Below are 19,895 nucleotides of genomic sequence, written 5' to 3' on the forward strand. Positions count from 1 at the left end.
TTACCCCTGTAAAATCTCGAAGCTTTCAGGTTTAAATTGAGGTAACTGATGGGCGTTTTGGATAAGCGTATCTTTAAGCGCACGCTCAAGCTTCACACCTGTCCCGACAATCGGGTTGATCGTAAGGGCGCGTAGGCCGGTTTCGACATCGCCTTTCATTGCCGACTCGATTGTCAGCCTTTCGAAGGTCTTCATGGTCTGAAGCAGGCGAAGCGTGTCTTCCGGGAATGCCGCGACGCTAAGCGGGTGAGCGCCCGACGAGCGGATCATCGCGCTGACTTCGACCGCACAATCGTCCGGCAAGCCGCTTATCGCACCGTTGTTGATGGTGTTGACATGCATAATCTCGCCGGTGTTGTTGTGGATAGCATTCATGATTTTGCACGCCGACTCTGAATAGTACTGGCCACCACGAAGCTCGAGCTCTTTCGGCTTTTCGTTCAGGTTTTCGTCTTTGTAGACCTCAAATAGCTTTTCTTCGATCGCTTTTACGACATCGGCACGGTTTACCGCTTCGCTGTTTTTGGCGATTTCCTTTTCGAGGATATCTTCACTCGCGTAGTAGTAACGCAGGTACGAGCATGGCAGCATGTTCATATTCTTCAGCAGGGCCTCTGACCAGCTGAACTGCGCGATGTTTTGTGGACGCATCTTGTCGTTGCCCGCCAACACCTCGTCGATAACAAACTGCATTTTGTCCTGGTTTTTATGGATGATTTGACGCGCCCACACCAAGTGGTTCAAACCGGCAATCTGGATAAAGAAATCATCACTGTCGGCGTCCAGCAGCTCCATCGCACCGCGTTCCATATTGACCGGCACATTACACAGGCCGATGGTTTTGGTTGTGCTGTTGCGCAAAATGGCCTCGGTCACCATGCCCGATGGATTGGTGAAGTTAAGAAGCCATGCGTCCGGGCAAAGCTCTTCCATTTCGTAGGCTATTTCTAGCGCCACAGGAATGGTGCGGCAAGCGTTGGCATAACCGACAATGCCGTTGGTTTCCTGGGCAATCATGCCATGCTCGGCCGCAATGCGTTCGTCGCGGATGCGGCTTTCCAGGCAGCCCGCTCTAAACTGCGAGCAGACAAAGTCCGCGTCTTTCAATGCATCGGCGCGATTGGCGGTCAGGTGGATCTGCATCTTGCTACCGACTTTATCAGCCATACGATTGGTCAGACCGTAGATGATTTCCGCTTTCCACCAGCTCTCTTCGATATCAACCAGCCACAACTCGCCGATTGGCATCGTTTCAACGCGTTTTAGCAGACCTTCTACTAATTCAGGTGTGTAACTTGAGCCCGCGCCGATTACGGCAACTTTCAATAACTTTTGCATGTTTGATTACCATCTAGTGATTACATGCATTAGTTTTTCAGAGGCTAAGAGGATTAACAAATCATAAAAAGTGCGATATAAATTAAACTAGTTAATCCATAGCGGTAATAGAACATGCTCCGAGCCAGTGCCAACCACAATAATATTTACCTGTTCCTCGCCACTGCCGAGACCCTGAGTTTTACCGAAGCAGGGAAAAAATTTGGTATAACTCAAGGAGCTGTGAGTTATCGGATAAAACAGCTCGAAGATGAAATCGGCTGTAAGCTGTTCATTCGTCAGGTCAGGCGCATTGCGCTGACCCCCGAAGGTAAACAACTGTATGCTGCTGTGAGTCAGTCCTACGAAGTCATTGATAATGTGATCTCTGATCTGAAAGATCCGACGCCTTCGGGTGAATTGCGCATCGGCGCCTCCCCGTCGTTCTCATCGCGCGTGCTCATCCCCGCCCTGCCGAGCTTTCTCGAACAATATCCGCAAATGAATATTCGCGTGGTCACCTCGAGTGTTTCGCAGACCTTCAACGACGAGTCGATGGATTTGGCGATTGTCTATGCTGACAGGATCAGTGAGTTCCATACCGAGCCAGTGATACGCGAGAGTATCGTGCCCATCTGTAGTCCGGCCTATGCACACAAACACCAACTGTCCTCCTCGAACCAGACTTTATCGGGACTGACCCTGATAGATAACGTCAACTCATCAAACTGGATGCAGTGGCTAAATGATGGCGAGTACGTTGCCAGCAGCAACAACCGCTTCCTAGTCGATGACTTCCACAGCGCTCTCTCTGCCGCGACGTCGGGGATCGGCCTGGCCATCGGACGCTGGACCTTGGTCAAGGATCTGATCCAATCGGGTGAGCTAGTTGCGCCTTATCAAGCTGTGCTGACAAACAAGCACTATTGGTTGGTTTCGGTAAAGGGAATGGAACACAGGGTGAGCTACAAACTTTTTGCAAGCTGGGTGAGTAACGAAGTGTTTGGAAAGTATTAATTATCACTGATTAGGCAACAATATTGTTTCTTGTTAGCGATCTACCCGCCATTTTCATCCATAATTACTGTTTTAATTCCCAATACAAATATCAGTATGAATACACTAACTAAAATTTTTGCCTCTACCCTCTTTCTTCTAGTGGCCCTAACTGGGTGTAGTGAAAATGAGATGCCTAAGGAAGGGGTAAAATACACTGTCGTTGAGACACCAACTGAAGGCGTTGCTGATGTCGTAGAAGTGTTCTCGCTCGGCTGTGGTCACTGTCGTAACATGGAACTGATGTTACCGGAGATCAAGAAGCTAGCTGAAGTCGATATCGACCAAGTGCATGTGACGTTTAACGAAAGTGCCCAATACGCTGCCTATCTATACTACACCGCAGCTATTCAAAGCGGTGGCAAACCCTCTCCGGAATTGAAGGAGTCCTTGTTCGGCTTCGTACAAGAACTGGCAGCGGAGCTTGATGAAGAAGGCCGTAAAAGTAAGCTGGATGAAATCTTCAGCCAATATGACCTTGTCAGCCCGTTTGATCTCAATGATGATCAAAAAGAACAGGTTTACCAGCAAATGACGAGTGCAAACCAGCTAGAACAAAATGCAAAAATCACCTCTGTACCTTCTTTCTTGGTCAAGGGTAAATACCTGGTAGAAAATGGTGCACACGACAGCTTAGAAGACTTAGCAAACACCATTCGTTTCCTATCTGAAAAGCAATAAACCATCCCATTCGACCGGGCTAGCAATTTACACCTAGCCCGGCATCGTATTTCATTGTCAAATGTCTTTCCCCGTTACAGCATCACACAATCCAGTTGCGGAAAAATGGCATCCCTAAGCCAAACTCATACCCTGTTAGGTGCTCCAACTCCCCCTTAAATTTCATTTTTAACCCCATCAACCAACCTCTTTGACCTATTTGCCCCCTGCCGATGGTAGGCATACGCCAGTATCTACCACCTCGTTAGCGTTGAACGATTGACAGAGCATGTCAAAAACCACGCAAAAGTATTAACGATTAACTGCTTTTTACCCATATTTATCAACGCGCTCAATGGCAAAAAAAACTAAAGCTCAAGACCTAAAAAAATAACTTTAGCACCCAGCCCCTTCGTTAACACTTTGCGGCTCTCCACAGACCACAGCAAGTATAAAAACATAAAAAAACAGCCAAGCCACATTAATAAAAACAATGACTTAATTATAAAAACTTCTTTAAACTCACCCCATTAAGATCATTTCACTATTACTACAGGGAACTAAGTATTAAAAAGTAAAAACAAGCACTTACGATGTGCGATACACCATTAAAATTAGGAATTATGAAATGAATAAAAAGCTAATTGCCCTAGCAGTGGCAGCCGCGGCAGCATCATCGTCTACACATGCATTGGAAGTTTATAACGATGGTACTAACACCTTCTCTGTTGGTGGTCGTTTGGCGGCAAGTGCACGTTTCTCTGATGGTGACTCTGAACTACGTAACCAATCATCTCGAATTAACTTCGGCTATACCCATGCGCTAGAAAGTGGCTGGGACATCGGCACTCGTGCAGAGTGGGCTTATGATGCGCTAGCAAACAGTTCTGAGGGCAGCCATGTTTCTAACCGTCTAGGTTATATCACTGCCGATCATGAAGATTTTGGTAACTTCACGCTTGGTAAAGCTTGGTCTGTTCATTACGATGTAACCGGCAAAACAGATATTTTCTGGGTTTACGGTGGTGATACAGCAGGTAACTATGACGGTATTTCTGGCGACGGTGGCGTACATGGGACAGGCCGTGCAGACGACGTAATTCAATACCGCAACAACTTCTACGGTGTTCAGGTTGGCCTTCAGTATCAATTCCAAGACTCTAACCTGTCTTTTGATGACTCAGGTAATGTAGATGGTGGCTATGACCGTGACTCCGGCTACCAGGCGATGCTAGGTTATGACTTCGATACCGGAATGGGCATCGTCGGCGTGAGCGGTGTTTACGGCGAAACAAAATTTGATGACCGTGCAGACGCTAAAGTTGCGAACGCCGTGATCACTTATGAAAATGAAGCGCTATACCTAGCCGCTAACTACGGCCAGTTCCGTAACCACCAAAAAGCAACCGGTAAAGTATTCAGCGAAGCTAAAACAGCTGGTGGCGCCAACGATACAATTAAAGAAGCAACTGGCCTAGAGCTGGCTGCAACTTACGACATTAACCAGTTCCAACTTCTAGCTGGCTATAACCAACTTGAAGATGACAATTCATCTGCTAAGCAAGCATACGGTACACTTGGCGTGGCTTACTTCACAGGTCCTGTGATTCTTGCCGCTGAGTACCAGATCGATGCTAGCAGCAAAGATGCTAACGGTTCTGACGCGGGCTTAGATAACGAGCTTGCTCTACTGATTCGTTACAACTTCTAACTGCTAACTTCTGTTTCGCTAAATTGTGTTCATTGTCGTCGAAGAGACTTGACGAATTTTTATTTCGGGCACCAGGACGGTGCCCCTTTTTATTTCACACCTAGCACTTGTTATTTCACACCCCCGCCTTCACTTCACATCGAAAGTAAAATAGGTCTCAGGATATGGCTCTTTGGCTAAAGTAAAATGCCACCACTCTTCTTTAAGCGGTTTGAAGCCATGTTTTAACATGATGGCCTGTAATAGCATTCTGTTAGCCCTTTGCTGTGCCGAACTTTTCGGGGAGTTGGGCCACGATGCCTTACCAAAGTAATCCCAGCTTGTTCCCATATCCAAATCTTCACCACTAGCAATATCAATCAAGGTAAGATCCACCGTACTCCCTCTCGAATGGCCAGACTTAGCCGCAATATAGCCATCTCGGAATAAGTGTTTTTTTTTCGACTGTCGGGTAATATTTTTCTTTCATACGGGTATCGGACAAATCCTCAGCCCAACGAACAAAATGATCCACCGCAGGCTGAGGACGATAAGAGTCGAACACTTTCAAGCCTAATCCAAATGCCTTTAGGTCTTTCTGCACTTCCGCTAATGCCAACGCTGTTTGCTCGGTACTGATCGCTTTCGCAGCCCTGTAGCCGCTTATCCGTTCGCCAACGAAGTTATCACTGGTGAAATAACGAATATCGACAACTATCGTTGAGTCGACGTGCTGAATATCAACAAAGCCACCAGGCAGTGACTCAGCGTTAGAAAAGGTGCTCATTAGAAAACCGAATACAAGGGATGAGATAAAAACTAAGCCGGCACTCTTTGACATATTCGCTCCTCCTTGGGTATCGATAAAACTGTAGTGCAATTCACCTAAGCAAAAAGCAGCATCCCGAAATTTTAGAGCAGTACATAATTTTGATGAAAACATGTCATTTATTACATTCAGTATTCACCTATAAGTTGGCTTTAGAATCAACATGCTAGCGATACATTGCAATGGGTGACTTTTACAGCTGTCGAGCGTTTTGATCACATTTCACCAATCTCGTTTACAACCAATCTATCTATAAAAATGGCCCGTATTATCGATTGGTTACAAAGGCGGATAATCGTCTTGTCAAGACTTGAAGATCTTGCGGGTTAGTGGTTTGATCTGCGCCTTGCTGGTTTTCACCCACCATGCTCAACTGGGTGAGTAAGCTTAAGATAAGGCTAGGTAGCTTTACTTTTTTGCTGGCAGCAACACAACATGATAACAGTAAGGTGCATTCATAATGGCGAAATCCCCAACCGCTCCGGAAGTCTCTCAAGCCGTCGATATCGAGTACCAATCCACCTCTATGGAAATTTGGGACAGCAAGTATCGTCTGAAATCAAAGCATGGAGAAGCTATTGATGTCACGCTTGACGACACTTTCAAACGCGTTGCCCGCGCATTGGCAGATCTAGAAAACGATGACACGAAAGATCATTGGTACAACGAGTTCCTTTGGGCACTTCGTAACGGGGCAATTCCTGCGGGACGTATCACCTCAAATGCAGGTGCATTCGAACACAAACCTGCAACATCAACCATTAACTGTACCGTATCTGGCACCATTGAAGATTCAATGGACGATATCTTAGGTAAAGTTCATGAAGCAGGCCTCACCCTGAAGGCAGGCTGTGGTATCGGCTATGACTTCTCAACCCTACGTCCACGCGGTGCTTTCGTGTCTGGCGCAGGCGCATACACATCTGGCCCACTTTCTTTCATGGATATCTATGACAAGATGTGTTTTACCGTCTCTTCTGCCGGTGGTCGTCGCGGAGCACAAATGGGCACCATGGATATCCGCCACCCGGATATCATCGATTTCATTCGCGTCAAGCGTGAAGATGGCCGCCTACGCCAATTCAACCTGTCGCTGCTAATCAACGAAGACTTCATCGAAGCAGTTAAGAACGACGGTTCTTGGCAGCTTATCTTCCCAATCACGGCGAAAGAAGCAAAACAAGACAAGCTGGATCTGGACAATGACGGCAGCATTGTTTGGGCAGACTGGCCGACCAAAGAAAACCTGGTTGAGGATGCTGAAGGCCGTGTAGCATGTAAAGTCTACCGTACCCTTCCAGCCCGTAATCTGTGGAATGTCATTATGACATCCACCTACGATTACGCCGAGCCGGGCTTTATCCTTATCGATAAAGTTAACCAGATGAACAATAACTGGTTCTGTGAAGAGATCCGCGCAACTAACCCATGTGGTGAGCAACCACTACCGCCTTACGGTGCTTGCTTGCTGGGTTCGGTAAACCTGACTAAGTTTGTCCGTGAGCCATTTACTGACAATGCCCACTTCGACTGGGATGCCTACCGCAAGGTTGTTGCTATCTTTACTCGTATGCTGGATAACGTCGTGGAAATCAACCAGCTTCCACTTGAGAAGCAGCGTCACGAAATCACCAGTAAACGCCGACATGGTATGGGCTTTTTGGGCTTGGGCTCAACCACAACCATGCTAAAGCACAAATACGGCAGTGCCGCCTCGGTTGCCTTTACCGAGCAAGTCGCTCAGGAAATGGCGATCACAGGCTGGAAAGAAGGCCTTAAACTAGCCAAAGAGAAAGGTGTCGCTCCTGTGATGGACCAAGAGTTCGAAATCACAGCCAAGATGCTGCGCCTGCGCCCTGAAATGGCAAAAGACGGCATAAAAGCCGGTGACAAGGTGAAAGGTAAAGTCCTTCACGCCAAATACAGCCGCTACATGCAGCAGGTTGGCGAGATCGAACCTAAGCTGATCGACGATTTGGCTAAACATGGCTGTCGTTTCACCCATCACAGCTCAATTGCCCCAACAGGCACCATTTCCCTGTCTCTGGCTAACAATGCCAGTAACGGTATCGAGCCTAGCTTTGCGCACCACTATACTCGCAACGTTATCGTACCAGGCAAGAAATCCAAAGAAAGCGTTGATGTGTACAGCTTCGAGCTATTGGCCTATCGCAAATTGATTAACAAGAAAGCGATGCCATACACCACAGATGAAGAATGCCAGCTACCGGAGTACTTCATTACCGCTGATGACATTACGCCGAGCCAGCACGTAGAAGTGCAAGCGGCAGCCCAGCGCTGGATTGACTCATCGATTTCGAAGACGGCCAACGTACCGACCGACTTCCCGTTCGAGGACTTCAAAGACATCTACATGGATGCTTATGACAAAGGCTTGAAAGGTTGTACGACTTTCCGTTTCAACCCAGAAGTGTTCCAGGGTGTGTTGGTAAAAGAGCAAGATCTTGAAAACACTACCTACGTGTTTACCCTAGAAGATGGCTCTACCTTTGAAGCCAAGGGCAATGAAGAAATCGAATACGATGGCGAAACGCACACCGCCGCAAACCTATATGACGCCTTGAAAGAAGGCTACTACGGTAAATTTTAAGGTACAGGTTAGAAAGACATGACAAAGAAAATTGACGGTAAGATTGTTGTCTTCAAGGTAAAAAGCAAAGAACAAGAAGCCCCTCAACCGGCTGCACCCGCTGTACCTGAATATGAAGTACAGCATATGCATGAAGATATGCAGCGCCCTGAGAAGCTATTGGGCACGACTTACAAGCTGAAAACACCGGAACATATCTCAGAGCATTCGCTATTCATTACTGTGAACGATGTGGTGCTCAATGAAGGCACCGAGCATGAGGTTCGCCGTCCGTTCGAAGTGTTCATTAACTCTAAAAGCTTGGAGCACTTCCAGTGGATCGTTGCCCTAACCCGCATCATGTCTGCGGTATTCCGCAAAGGCGGCGACTGCACTTTCCTTGTTGAAGAGCTGCGCTCTGTGTTTGACCCTCGTGGTGGCTACTGGAACAAAGGCAAGTACGTACCTTCTTTGATTGCCGAAATTGGCAATGTTATCGAGCAGCACTTGACTGAAATAGGCATGCTGGGCAAGCCAGAAGTCGACGAGCACCAGCAGGCGTTCCTAGATGCCAAGAAAGCAGAGCTTGAAAGCAAGAAAGAAGAAGCCGAAGAAGCGTCAAGCAGCTTCCCGCCAAGCGCGACCCTTTGCTACAAGTGCCATAACAAGTCGGTGATCGTCAAAGACGGCTGCCAAACCTGCTTGAACTGTGGCGATTCTAAGTGCGGTTAACGCATAAGCCTTTGTAATTTAACTTCCAAAAAGCTGCCAGAATGGCTAACACCGATCAGTTAAGCCATTGATCTGTTGAATGATCCTACGGTTGAGTGAAAATACCCCCAGACATTAATTTTGGGGGTATTTTTTATGTTGGCACATTGGCTTATAGATGTTGATGATTTTGCTTCACCTGACTCACTCTCTTTGTTTCAGAAAGAGTTGCCGCTTGAGTGGATTCAGCAGGCATTCGATGACACCAATAAAGCAAGCTTGAGGCGACGGAAGTTACCGGCTGAGCTTGTGGTCTGGCTCGTTGTCGGGATTGGTTTATACCGCGATAGACCGATTACCGATGTACTTGATAAGTTAGATCTGAAGCTTTCCAGTTCTCTAGGTGAATCCATTGCTCCAAGTGCGATCCCCCAAGCAAGAAAACGGTTAACGGCTAAGCCTCTCGAAGCTTTATTTACATTAACTGCACAACATTGGGCACAAACAGAAGATAGTGATGATACATGGTTCGGATTAAAGCTTTTCTCTGTTGATGGTACGCAATTTAGAACCCACGATACCCCAGCTCTTGCAGAGCATTTTCAATACGTTAAGCACAGTAAAACACGCCATACTGAATACCCAGTTGTAAGGCTATGTGCACTTTGCTCCCTTCGAAGTCGCCTAATCCATAATGTCGCTTTTGGCCCTAGCTACAACGGTGAAGAAAGCTACGCCAAGCAACTCATTTCCTCTGCAACGGCCAACTCTCTTACTATTTTCGACCGATGTTATTTAGGTGCGGAGTTAATGATTAACTGGCAAAACCAACATGGTTCTAGCCACTGGATGACCCCCATAAAATCCAATACAAAGTACACAATCATAGAGCAGTTAGATGAAGACGGGCGTGACTTGATAGTCGAAATGAATGTTTCTCAACACGCTCGCAAAAAAGATCCTCATCTGCCTGAAAAGTGGCAAGCTAGGCTTGCGCTTTATCCAGAAAAAGAGCAACCCAATCATATAAAAGGGGTTTTGACGTCCCTAACAGACAAAAAATATGACCTGCAATCCTTACTTGATGTTTACTTCGAACGATGGGAAATCGAAAACAGTTATGGGGAGATAAAGCATGACATGCTTGAAGATGAGATCCTACTCCGTAGTCAATCAATCGAAGGTGTTGAGCAGGAGATCTGGGGCATTTTAATTGCTTATAACCTAGTCCGGCTGGAAATAAGCAGGATAGCAAAAGAAGCTAAAGTGTCGCCTTTACGGATCAGTTTCACATAATTGATTGATAAAAGCTACCCTCTTTGAGGGTGGCTTTTTTTTCTCATTAAATTATCTTACTTATTAAGCATATAAAAATCATTAAAAAGAATATATTGGTTACATATCAATAATCCCCTAGAGTATTCTTTGCATGCATAAAAACGCAAGACACATCAAGACAATATTAATAAAAACTTATTCCCTATCGCATTTTATCTGATTTTTTATATTCTGACTTTTTCAAAATTAGAAGCTTGTCGATTATTACCATTTAGCCCCTTTTTTTTTGTCGCGATTTAATTAATCATCATAAGCAGAAATTCCTAATGATTTAATTAAGTTATTCATTAACAATGACTGTTACCAAGGGTTAATAAATTCATGTCAACTTTTGATATTAACGTAGTAGATCATGACATTCCAACAATTCACAATTGGAATTCATTAATTCTTGAGACAACAGAAAGAAGAATTTTCTTTGAACCTAGACAGGAATTACTAGGTGACCTGTGTTACGTATACGCAAAAGATGAAAAGAGAAAGAAAATCTCTGTTGGTTCTTTTTATCACTGGATGATACCAGCCATTAATCATGAACAAATTAAACTTTTTCAGGGTGAGTTTGACAGAAATGCGAGTGGTTATGCTTGTTGGGCTTGGGTTAGCGATAAAACCCTTGATGAGTACTTAACGGATCCGGCTTTTGTTCCTCACCCTTCACAGTGGAACGAAGGGCCAAACCTCCTTATTTTCGACATCTGTTTGCCTTACCCGGAATCAAAATTTATCAAACAATTGCTCAATATAAGTCGAAAGCTCAAAAACTCAGGAGTGAAAAGCCTTCACTACCGTGAGCCTGGCAGCTTAAAACCAGTATACAGTTGGTATATCTAGCATGAATAATAACCTCCTTTTAACTCATAGTGTTCCTAGCCACGACAATACTGCGCTTTATGGTGATCATTTACCAGAACACAGTTTTATTTCTTATCCTGCTTTTAAAGTTAAAGATGCCCAAATAGCCTGGATGAATGAAGATTGGTTAAATGAACAAGGCATAGACGTAACCCAAGCAGAACGGCTTATTCTGGACAACTTTGCTTATGTCAGCAGTGGCTATGCCGATGATAATGAGCTGGATCTAACTGATAGTAAAACCTTCATCTCTGATCGTTACGGTAACACCGGTGACGCTGGTAACGGTGGAAGTGCCCGCTGCGGGCTTAATGGTCAATTGCAGATCAAAGGTAACGGCGTCAATCCGCTGGTTGCAGTCAACGTTGATGAGGGTCATTCATCTGGAAAACTGCCACTCAGCGAGGCGATCAGCGAGGCAATATGGAGTGAAATATGCCATCGCGAACTTCCATTTGGTGCATTAAGGATCATTGCGATAATCAGAACTCCACAAACCATAACGGGTGAAAATACCTTTGGCGATGTGGTAGAACAGCCTTGTTCTATCATGATCAGAGAAGTGGCAACCCGCCCTGCTCACTTTGAGCCTGCACTTAACTTCTGGCCACGACAAGGACATGCTCATCTGCGTGATTTAACACATATATACGTAAAATCTGCAGTCAAGTTACTTGAGAGTAACGAGCGTAAAATGAGCGGTAGCAATACCCCAGTATTTGACCTTGTGGAACGTTTTGTCACCCGGTTTGCAACTCAAGTTGCTGTCAGTCGCATCAAGGGGATGCCCCATGGGTCATTGACCAGTTCTAATATTGCTTTAGATGGCCGTTTTTTGGATTTAGGTACGGTATCCGGAATCGGCGATTTCTCCAACGTACTGCTTACTTCCGGCCTAGGAGCAACCTGGGATGATCACCATGGTATTAATGAATGGCTACAAACGTTTTTCTTTCATCTGAATAGACACAGTGAATCTGGGCTAAATGAATCTCAACAAAAAGTACTGGTAAGTAAATTTAATACAACCCTAGAAGAGCAAGAGAATCGTTATACGGCTATCGAGTGTGGCATTCCTGAACAAGTGCCAGACCTTATTGAAATCGGCCGAAAAATAAAAATACAACTAAGAAAAAACAAATGGCATGTTTCTCGTTTGGCCGATTGTAGTTTTGATAAAGAAAAATTTTCAGGTGAAGTTAAATCTGCACTTGAGCTGGTTGGTTACCCAAATGTCAAACCTAAGTTTAAATATAGAAACATTAAGTATTCGAGGTTTACTATTTTTTCTGATCCATGTTTGCAAGGTCAGTGTGGTAATAGAGAAGAAATCAATACGTTTATTTCTCACTATTTAAAATAAATAATATTAGTAGGCTAGTGAAATGGATTCATTATCAATAATTATTGCTGTCCCTCTCCTTATAGAACTTATCTGTGTCATGGTGTTGATGGGGATATTTCTATTTCGCTGGAAGCCGGAAACCATTAATGATGATTTACCCTTAGTGACGGTTTTCGTCCCTTTTTATAATGAAGATAAGGATCTTATTCTAAAGTCCTTAGATAAAATAGATCAACAGGATTACCCATCAAAAATACAAGTACTGATTATTGATGATGGTTCAACAAATAGTACGCCAAAATTTGTTACCCAATGGCTACAACAAGAAAGAAAGCAAGACTATCTATTATTAAGTAAACAAGAAAATACTGGTAGAAAAGGTGCTGCTTTGGATTTTGCCCTAGCTCAGCAAGTCGCCAGTGGTGAGATCTACATTGTGGTAGATAGTGATACGTTCATTGAACCTGGCGGTATTTTAGCGCTAGCCAATAAGATATGGAGCCACCCGGGCTATGCGGCTGTTTGTGGTTATGTGGTACCCAAAAACCGAGAAAGTAACCTATTATGCAAATCTCAATATTATGAGCACATCGGCGTACACGGTGCACTTAGAACCTCTCAGGATCAATTAGGTGTTGTTCCAGTTCTCGCAGGGGCTTTTGTTGCGCACCGTGCCAGTGCGGTACGTGAGCTAGGCGGCTGGAGCGAGTGGTTAGTTGAAGATATTTCTTGGTGCTGGAAAGCCCTGGCACATCGCTACCGAACTGGTTATACCGCTCAGGCTATCGCAACGACTCAATGCCCAGAAAACAATAATGCACTTTTCCGCCAACGTCGACGCTGGTCCCGTGGCCGGGTGGAAGCTTTCTGGGAGACTTGGAAAGTCTCCCCTTTCATGGGATTAGTGTCACTACCGTGGTTCCTCATCTCAGCGACTGAGTTTCTATTTCCGCCTATCTTTATAGCTTTGCCATTGTTCGCAATATTCGGAATGTGGCTACCTTTCAGTGTGATGGCGGCAGCTCTGTTTATCGAGTCGATCTTTATCTTCTTCTTTATAGCGAAAACCGGTAATGCCCATAACCTAAATCGTATTGAGATGGCCATGCTGCCTTTATTTACTCACTTGCTTCGATTTATTACCTGGATCCCCAATATTCTTGGCTATTTGGATGAAATATTTGGTAGAGATAAAAAGTGGTTGACCCGATAACAAATTAGCTACACAAGAACATTTATTAAAAGATTTAGACTAACTGCAGTCTAGAGGCGGCAGCGCATAAAGCCTGCCATTAATTGTCACGATATAAGGAATATATCATGTTTGAACTAACTGAAGAGCAAATCAATCTAGTATCAGGTGCTGCATCAGAAGAGAACCGTCCACCAACAACAGGTGGTGGCACTTGTCACGAAGAGTGTTGCAAGCCACCTACACGCCCACCATACGGTGGCGAAGAAGGTCGCTACTAATTAGCACGCACTGAGATATTTAACATGTGATGAAATATATCATCACATGTTTTTTGGAATTTTAACGAAAAGGAAAACACGATGTTTGAGCTAAATGAAGAGCAGATCAAACTGGTTTCCGGCGCTGGTCGCGATGAAGAAGGTCGTCCAACTGGTGGCGGCACAGATGAAGAAGGTCGCCCAACTGGCGGCGGTTCAAGCGAAGAAGGCCGCTACCGTTAATCAGACGCAGGTATAAACCTGCTGTTGCTCACAGGGGTTATCAGACCCCTGTTTTTCCAATCACAGCAGATCCAATTAATCTCTATGTCTCAGCAATTATTTCGTGAAGAATACCTTCAGCAACAACACAAAACGGAGCAAGGACAGATTCTGATTCTATCTGGCCTTAATCAACGTATTGTAACGGCTTGCTGCATCATAGTAATTGGAGCCATTCTTACCCTGCTAGTGTTAGGCAGTTATACCAAAAAAGCACAACTTGAAGGGGTAATTGTACCTTCGACTGGTCTCATTGCCGTAAAAGCCGCACAGAATGGAGTAATCGAAGCGATTTATGTGGAAGACGGACAGCAAATTGAAAAGTCTTCAAGTTTATTTCGAGTAAATAGCGAAGTATTTGACATAACGGGAGAAAGTATCAATCAACGACTCAAGCGTAGTCTGGAACAACAATTTAATACTTTACAAAGCCAACGCGATTACGAGCGCTTGGTGACGCAATCTCGTATCGATGATCTAACCAGTAAAATTGAACGGTTGGAGCTAGAAATAAATAGTGCCAAACAATCGCTTGAGTTTGCAAAAGAGCGAACTCTGCTAAAAAAAGAAGCCAGAGAAAGTTACAGTAAACTACTTCAAAATAACTATATCTCGGAACTTGCCTACAAAGATTATCTTTCGGCTCTAGTTAGCCTTCAATCAGATGAAGAGAGCCGCAAGTTAATGATCCAGCAACTAGAGCGTGAGCGCGTCGCTGCACAACACCAAATCGATTATATGTCACTGCAAGGGAACCTTCGTACTTTGGAGCTTGAAAGGCAAATAGACGGTCTCCTTCAGCAACAAATAGAACTCACCTCTGCTTCTCAAACAGTCGTCCATTCTCCAGTCAGTGGCAGAATCACCACATTACGCGCCGAAAGTGGTCAATCTGTAAGCCAAGGAGAAGTGATACTCAACATCATACCGGAGCAGGCAAGACTACAGGTTAAGTTATATGCACCCAGCCGTTCAATTGGCTTTCTACAACTAGGTCAACCAGTAGGATTGCGGTTCGACGCCTACCCGCATGAAAAGTTTGGCATTCAAAAAGGTAATATCGTTCAAATTTCACAATCAACACTTACTCCTACAGAGCTTAAAGCACAAGACCAGACCATCCGTTCAGATGCCGAAACACTTTACAAAATTACAGTATCACTGAATAAGTCAACCATTGATGTATATGGCAAGGAGCAGCCCCTAAAAGTAGGCATGCGAGTGAATGCTGATATTAATGTCGAAACTAGAAAACTATATGAATGGTTGTTAGGGCCCATCGCCCGGATTCAAGGAATAAATGAATGATCCAGAAAGAGAACCTAGATTGGGCGTGGCGAAAAAAGCTGAGGCTGGTCAGGCAAACCGAATCGGCTGAATGTGGTATTGCTTGTCTCGCAATGATTGCAGACTGGCATGGGTTCAAAATTGACTTACCCGCTTTAAGAGCACGTCATCACTTTTCTCAACACGGCCTGACACTGGCTGATGTCATGAACTGTGCTCAGAGCCTCAAACTCTCCTCCCGCCCACTACACGCAACGCTTGAGGAATTACCAAAACTCAGTTTGCCATGCATTCTACACTGGGATATGAACCACTTCGTGGTTTTAAGCAAAGTCACCGATAAATACTATGAGCTTTACGACCCGGCCTCAGGTGTAACCAAGCTCACGAAAGAGGCAATGAATACACAATTTACCGGTATAGCCCTAGAGCTGGCTCCAACACATGATTTTGAAAAAGCGGATGTTCGGGAAAAAGTCCGTATTCGAGATTTAATTGGCAAAACGGTAGGGTTTAAAAGCGCACTAAGTAAAATATTCATCTTCGCCGTCGCCTTAGAGGTGCTGGCATTAGTGGCTCCATTGGTCAATCAGGTGATTATTGATGAAGTGCTCGTAAGCTTTGATCATAACCTACTTGATCTTGTGATCATTGCCCTGTTGCTATTGGCTGCGACTCAGAGCTTGGTTAGTTTGGCTCGGCAATGGTTTACCATCTACCTCTCGGTCAACTTCAATATGCAGTGGGCAGCGAATGTCTTCCACCATCTGATCAGGCTACCAATAGACTGGTACGAAAAACGGGAATTGGGGGACATCTCAGCCAAGTTTGACTCACTCAACACCATCCAGCATGCCATTACCAATAATATTATTCAGGCATTACTTGATCTGATCCTTGTAACGGGCACTTTGGCAATCATGTTTATTTATAGCCCTCTGCTAACCATGATCAGCATCGCTACTGTGATCCTTTACGCCATCATGCGCTTCGCCTGGTTTGACAGCTTTAAACGTGCAGAAGAAGAGATCTGGTCTACCAATGCCAAAGAACAGAGTAACTTTCTGGAAACTCTTCACGGTATCTTGAGTGTAAGAATTAATGGTGGCATGGGTTGGCGAGAAAACACTTGGAAAAACCTGAACATTGCACGTAGAAATGCTCAGTTGAATGAGTCCAAACTGATGATGATCTATAGCGTTATCATGGAAGGCCTCACTGCTATTTCCACTGCTGGGGTATTGTGGTTCGGTGCCAAACTGGTGATTGATGGGCAGTTCACTGCCGGTATGTTAATTGCGTTTTTATCTTTTCAAGCTCGCTTTTCTGGCAGTGTCACCGATTTAATCAACAACTATTTTGAGTTTCGTATGTTGTCAGTACACACAGAACGCTTAGCAGATATTGTACTGACCGACAAAGAACAATTTAAAGAAAACATTGCTTTGCCGCCATCCTCAACGCATGGGGTCGATAACACAGCTCTGCAAGTGGAAAACCTCAGTTTCCGTTATTCTGAAAACAGCCCCCTGCTATTTGAAAATCTATCATTCAGTGTGTCTGCCGGAGAAGTAGTTGCTGTCACAGGTCGCTCTGGATGTGGAAAAACCACTCTAGCCAAACTGCTACTAGGACTTTATACACCGGAATCTGGTCAGGTGAAAGTTTTGGGCCAAGATGTGTCTCATTGCAATTTATCTGATTTAAGAAATGGTATAGGTTCAGTATTTCAAGATGATCAGCTATTCAACGGTTCAATTTTGTCAAATATCTGCTTTTTCTCCCAAGACGTTGAAATGGAAAGAGCGATAGAATGTGCCAAGCTCGCCAATATTCATGATGAAATAGAAGCTATGCCAATGGGTTACCAGACACTGGTAGGAGAAATGGGTAATACGGTTTCTGGCGGCCAGAAGCAACGGATTATTTTTGCTCGAGCATTATATAAGCGGCCAAAATTGCTTATTCTAGATGAGGCAACTAGTCACTTAGACGTTACTAGCGAAAAAAAAGTCATCCATGCAGTACGTGAGCTTAACCTACCGGTTATTCAAATTGCACACAGGCCCGAAACTATTGCTGCAGCTGACCGCAGTATTGATATAAGTGCAAGGCCAATAATAAAAGGTAATGCCGCTTAGTCATTAATCTTCAATATAGTGTTTTAACATAGTGTTATTAGTTCAAAACGAGCTTCACACATAGTGTATTTTCAAATTATTTAAAGATTAAGGAGAATCGATGAGTATAGTAAATGATGATGATTTAAAGGTTATGAATTTTCATGAAGGTCAACCTGATGATTCAACAGCAAATGGTAAAAATTATACTTATGATTGGACCAGTATCCATGCTGATAATTTCAAAGTGTGTTTTGATAATTTAAGTGAAAAGAAACTAGCGCTAGAAGTGGGTTGTTATGAAGGTAGAACAACAGCCATGCTGGCTAACGTTTTCGATGAAGTAATAGGTGTGGAGCCTGCCCCACGAGATTTACTACTAGAGACAGTTGCTGAAAATGAAAACGTTACACTCTGTAAAGGCTTACTTTACGACGTAATTAATAATGTAGGCTCAAATTTTGACTTTATTTATATTGATGGTAGCCACATCGGTCAAGATGTACTTTTAGACGTACAACTTGCATGGAAAAAGTTAAACGTTGGAGGCGTATTACTGATAGATGATTATGAATGGTACAATGACCCATACATTGTAACAATGTTTAATGACGGGTTTATTGAAAGCCTTGGTTTAGATCATAAAGAATATCGAGCAAGATTTAGCCCTAAACGAGCTGTGGATGCTTGGCTGAGTATCTCTGTGGAAAGTGAAGTATTTATCAAAGGTTATCAGGTTGCGGTAAAAAAAGTGAGAAATATCAATGAACAAATTAAGAATCGAAGAATTTTTTTCTCACCTGATGATTAATAAAAAGGGCAAATCATGAAAAATAACACTTTCCCCGGCCTCACTGCTAACTTGCTCAAAGCTCTAATGGTTGTTTGGGACACAAATGAACAACAGGTAGTTGAAATTCTTGATACGTTAGAGACAGAGTATCAAGTTAGAAGTAGCAGCAACTTAATTTATCTTGAACAGGAAAAGAAGCCTGATGACAATAAACTTATCCAGTTATGGGATAAGAAAATTAGCTTTATCGATTGGTGCCTGAACAATAATATTGATTATTACTATGACGTACTTACTGGCAGGATTTTTAGTGATAAGAAAGAGCAGCATATTGAGTATGTGATAACATCAAAAGCAATGTTATATAAACTACTGCGAAGTTATCCTGCAATCATTGATCAAATTTTGAACTGGAATGATAAATCTTCTGTCAATGATTTTATTATCAACGAAAAGATTAAACTTTTGATAGATCATAGTCAAAATGAATCAGTGCTTGTGAATCTTTCAGAAAGGAAAGTAGAAGGATATTGTCCCAATGCCTTTTTTGACTTTATTGTATGCTATGATGAAGCCTATATGTGTTGCAGTGGTTGGCATGCATCAAAAAGTATGGGTAACCCATCAGAACAATCACTAAAAGATATATGGAATAGCGAAGAGGCCAAATTATTTAGAAAATCAATTATAGATGGTTCCTATCGGTATTGCTTAAATGATACCTGTTCATACTTAATGGATAAAAGCCATAAATTTCCTTCTCTTGAGCAGTACCATGAAAGCATCCAAAAAGATATTCTTCGAGCAGATGGCGTAATGTCTCATGGACCCGCACACCTTAATTGTGGGTTTGACATGTCATGCAACCTCTCTTGCCCATCCTGTCGGACTGATCCGATAATTGAAAGTGGTACACGTGCTGAAAAAATCCAAGAAATAGAGCGTGAGATTGAAAGTATGGGCTCTTTTTTTCATAGTGTTTACATTTCCGGTTCAGGAGATATCTTTGGCTCACCTTACTCTAAAAAATTCCTGAGAAGAATGAATGAGGATAACTTCCCAAGATTAAGTTCTCTCAACCTACACAGCAACGGACAATTATTTACAAAAAGCAATTGGCTTCAGCTTCCACAATATATTAGGGATTGTAATGTTACCCTTGAAATATCACTGGATGGGGCTAGCAAAGAGACCATTGAAAGCAACCGTAGAGGAGCTATCTTTGAAAAGTTGCTTCATAACCTTAAGTATATTGCAGAATTGAGACAGAACAACCATATCAATTTTCTAACGTTTAGCTTTGTTGTTCAAGATAACAATTTCCATGAGATGAGCGAATTCGTTGAATTTTGTACTCAACTGAATGCTGACTGCATTAGTTTTACAAAAATTCTAAATTGGGGTTCATTTTCTGAGGAGGAATATGTAGAAAAGGCCGTTCACTTAAGTACTCACCCTCGTCACCAAGAATTATTAGACATTCTTAAAGAAGATAATTTATACAATGATAACGTATCAATCGGTAATTTAGCATCGTTAGTTTATCAAGAGTGAAGCAGTATACAGGACG

General features: G+C 43.6%; 17 protein-coding genes and 2 pseudogenes. 16 read left to right on the plus strand and 3 right to left on the minus strand.

The window, feature by feature from the left end; genetic code table 11:
• Positions 1 to 1,338, minus strand: a complete 1,338-nt coding sequence (locus ACXAGQ_RS26480) for a 6-phospho-beta-glucosidase (protein ID WP_475257976.1) — start codon at positions 1,336 to 1,338, stop codon at positions 1 to 3.
• Positions 1,339 to 1,452: 114 nt separating this feature from the next.
• On the opposite strand from ACXAGQ_RS26480, the pseudogene ACXAGQ_RS26485 reads away from it, so the two are divergent.
• The 4 genes and pseudogenes from ACXAGQ_RS26485 to ACXAGQ_RS26500 all read left to right on the plus strand — a co-directional run.
• A pseudogene (locus ACXAGQ_RS26485) lies at positions 1,453 to 1,641 on the plus strand (helix-turn-helix domain-containing protein); the annotation flags it as partial.
• 27 nt (positions 1,642 to 1,668) lie between these two features.
• Positions 1,669 to 2,334 (plus strand): LysR substrate-binding domain-containing protein, encoded by a 666-nt coding sequence (locus ACXAGQ_RS26490; RefSeq protein WP_475258096.1) that lies wholly within the window; start codon positions 1,669 to 1,671, stop codon positions 2,332 to 2,334.
• A gap of 96 nt (positions 2,335 to 2,430) precedes the next feature.
• Complete coding sequence (locus ACXAGQ_RS26495) at positions 2,431 to 3,054, plus strand: thioredoxin domain-containing protein (protein ID WP_475257978.1); 624 nt, start codon at positions 2,431 to 2,433, stop codon at positions 3,052 to 3,054.
• A 607-nt stretch (positions 3,055 to 3,661) separates the two neighbouring features.
• Positions 3,662 to 4,744, plus strand: a complete 1,083-nt coding sequence (locus ACXAGQ_RS26500; RefSeq protein ID WP_475257980.1) for a porin — start codon at positions 3,662 to 3,664, stop codon at positions 4,742 to 4,744.
• 129 nt (positions 4,745 to 4,873) lie between these two features.
• On the opposite strand, the gene ACXAGQ_RS26505 is transcribed toward ACXAGQ_RS26500, so the two are convergent.
• Together ACXAGQ_RS26505 and ACXAGQ_RS26510 are read right to left on the minus strand one after the other, a co-directional pair.
• A complete protein-coding gene (locus ACXAGQ_RS26505) occupies positions 4,874 to 5,119 on the minus strand; it encodes a M15 family metallopeptidase (RefSeq protein ID WP_475257982.1) in 246 nt (81 codons plus the stop codon).
• Between the two features lie 25 nt (positions 5,120 to 5,144).
• Positions 5,145 to 5,564 (minus strand): M15 family metallopeptidase, encoded by a 420-nt coding sequence (locus tag ACXAGQ_RS26510; RefSeq protein ID WP_475257983.1) that lies wholly within the window; start codon positions 5,562 to 5,564, stop codon positions 5,145 to 5,147.
• Between the two features lie 448 nt (positions 5,565 to 6,012).
• Here ACXAGQ_RS26510 and ACXAGQ_RS26515 point away from each other — a divergent pair, with 448 nt between their 5' ends.
• The 12 genes and pseudogenes from ACXAGQ_RS26515 to ACXAGQ_RS26570 all read left to right on the plus strand — a co-directional run bounded on the left by ACXAGQ_RS26515 (position 6,013) and on the right by ACXAGQ_RS26570 (position 19,879).
• Positions 6,013 to 8,163 carry an adenosylcobalamin-dependent ribonucleoside-diphosphate reductase gene (locus ACXAGQ_RS26515; protein ID WP_475257985.1) on the plus strand — a complete coding sequence of 717 codons (2,151 nt, stop codon included), beginning with the start codon at positions 6,013 to 6,015 and terminating at the stop codon, positions 8,161 to 8,163.
• Between the two features lie 18 nt (positions 8,164 to 8,181).
• On the plus strand, positions 8,182 to 8,874 hold the full coding sequence (locus ACXAGQ_RS26520) for a TSCPD domain-containing protein (protein ID WP_475257987.1): 693 nt from the start codon (positions 8,182 to 8,184) through the stop codon (positions 8,872 to 8,874).
• Positions 8,875 to 9,009: 135 nt separating this feature from the next.
• Positions 9,010 to 10,143 (plus strand): annotated as a pseudogene (locus ACXAGQ_RS26525) (IS4 family transposase); the annotation flags it as partial.
• 369 nt (positions 10,144 to 10,512) lie between these two features.
• Positions 10,513 to 11,025 (plus strand): toxin-activating lysine-acyltransferase, encoded by a 513-nt coding sequence (locus tag ACXAGQ_RS26530; RefSeq protein WP_475257989.1) that lies wholly within the window; start codon positions 10,513 to 10,515, stop codon positions 11,023 to 11,025.
• A 1-nt stretch (position 11,026) separates the two neighbouring features.
• Positions 11,027 to 12,409, plus strand: coding sequence for a protein adenylyltransferase SelO family protein (locus tag ACXAGQ_RS26535; RefSeq protein WP_475257991.1), 1,383 nt, complete (start codon positions 11,027 to 11,029; stop codon positions 12,407 to 12,409).
• A 22-nt stretch (positions 12,410 to 12,431) separates the two neighbouring features.
• Positions 12,432 to 13,604: a glycosyltransferase family 2 protein gene (locus ACXAGQ_RS26540; protein ID WP_475257993.1), complete on the plus strand. Its 1,173-nt coding sequence runs from the start codon at positions 12,432 to 12,434 to the stop codon at positions 13,602 to 13,604.
• Positions 13,605 to 13,711: 107 nt separating this feature from the next.
• Positions 13,712 to 13,864, plus strand: a complete 153-nt coding sequence (locus tag ACXAGQ_RS26545; protein WP_475257995.1) for a hypothetical protein — start codon at positions 13,712 to 13,714, stop codon at positions 13,862 to 13,864.
• 81 nt (positions 13,865 to 13,945) lie between these two features.
• On the plus strand, positions 13,946 to 14,086 hold the full coding sequence (locus ACXAGQ_RS26550; RefSeq protein ID WP_475257997.1) for a hypothetical protein: 141 nt from the start codon (positions 13,946 to 13,948) through the stop codon (positions 14,084 to 14,086).
• A gap of 84 nt (positions 14,087 to 14,170) precedes the next feature.
• The gene (locus ACXAGQ_RS26555; protein WP_475257999.1) at positions 14,171 to 15,433 is read left to right on the plus strand and encodes an HlyD family secretion protein; all 1,263 of its coding nucleotides are present in this window, start codon (positions 14,171 to 14,173) and stop codon (positions 15,431 to 15,433) included.
• The gene (locus tag ACXAGQ_RS26560) at positions 15,430 to 17,553 is read left to right on the plus strand and encodes a peptidase domain-containing ABC transporter (RefSeq protein WP_475258001.1); all 2,124 of its coding nucleotides are present in this window, start codon (positions 15,430 to 15,432) and stop codon (positions 17,551 to 17,553) included. The genes ACXAGQ_RS26555 and ACXAGQ_RS26560 overlap by 4 nt, the downstream gene beginning before the upstream one ends.
• A gap of 100 nt (positions 17,554 to 17,653) precedes the next feature.
• Entirely contained in the window at positions 17,654 to 18,343 is a 690-nt protein-coding gene (locus tag ACXAGQ_RS26565; RefSeq protein WP_475258003.1) for a class I SAM-dependent methyltransferase, read from the plus strand.
• A 15-nt stretch (positions 18,344 to 18,358) separates the two neighbouring features.
• Positions 18,359 to 19,879, plus strand: a complete 1,521-nt coding sequence (locus ACXAGQ_RS26570; RefSeq protein ID WP_475258005.1) for a radical SAM protein — start codon at positions 18,359 to 18,361, stop codon at positions 19,877 to 19,879.
• Positions 19,880 to 19,895: the final 16 nt, after the last annotated feature.

The organism is Photobacterium sp. ABD4_091 (genome assembly GCF_056160145.1).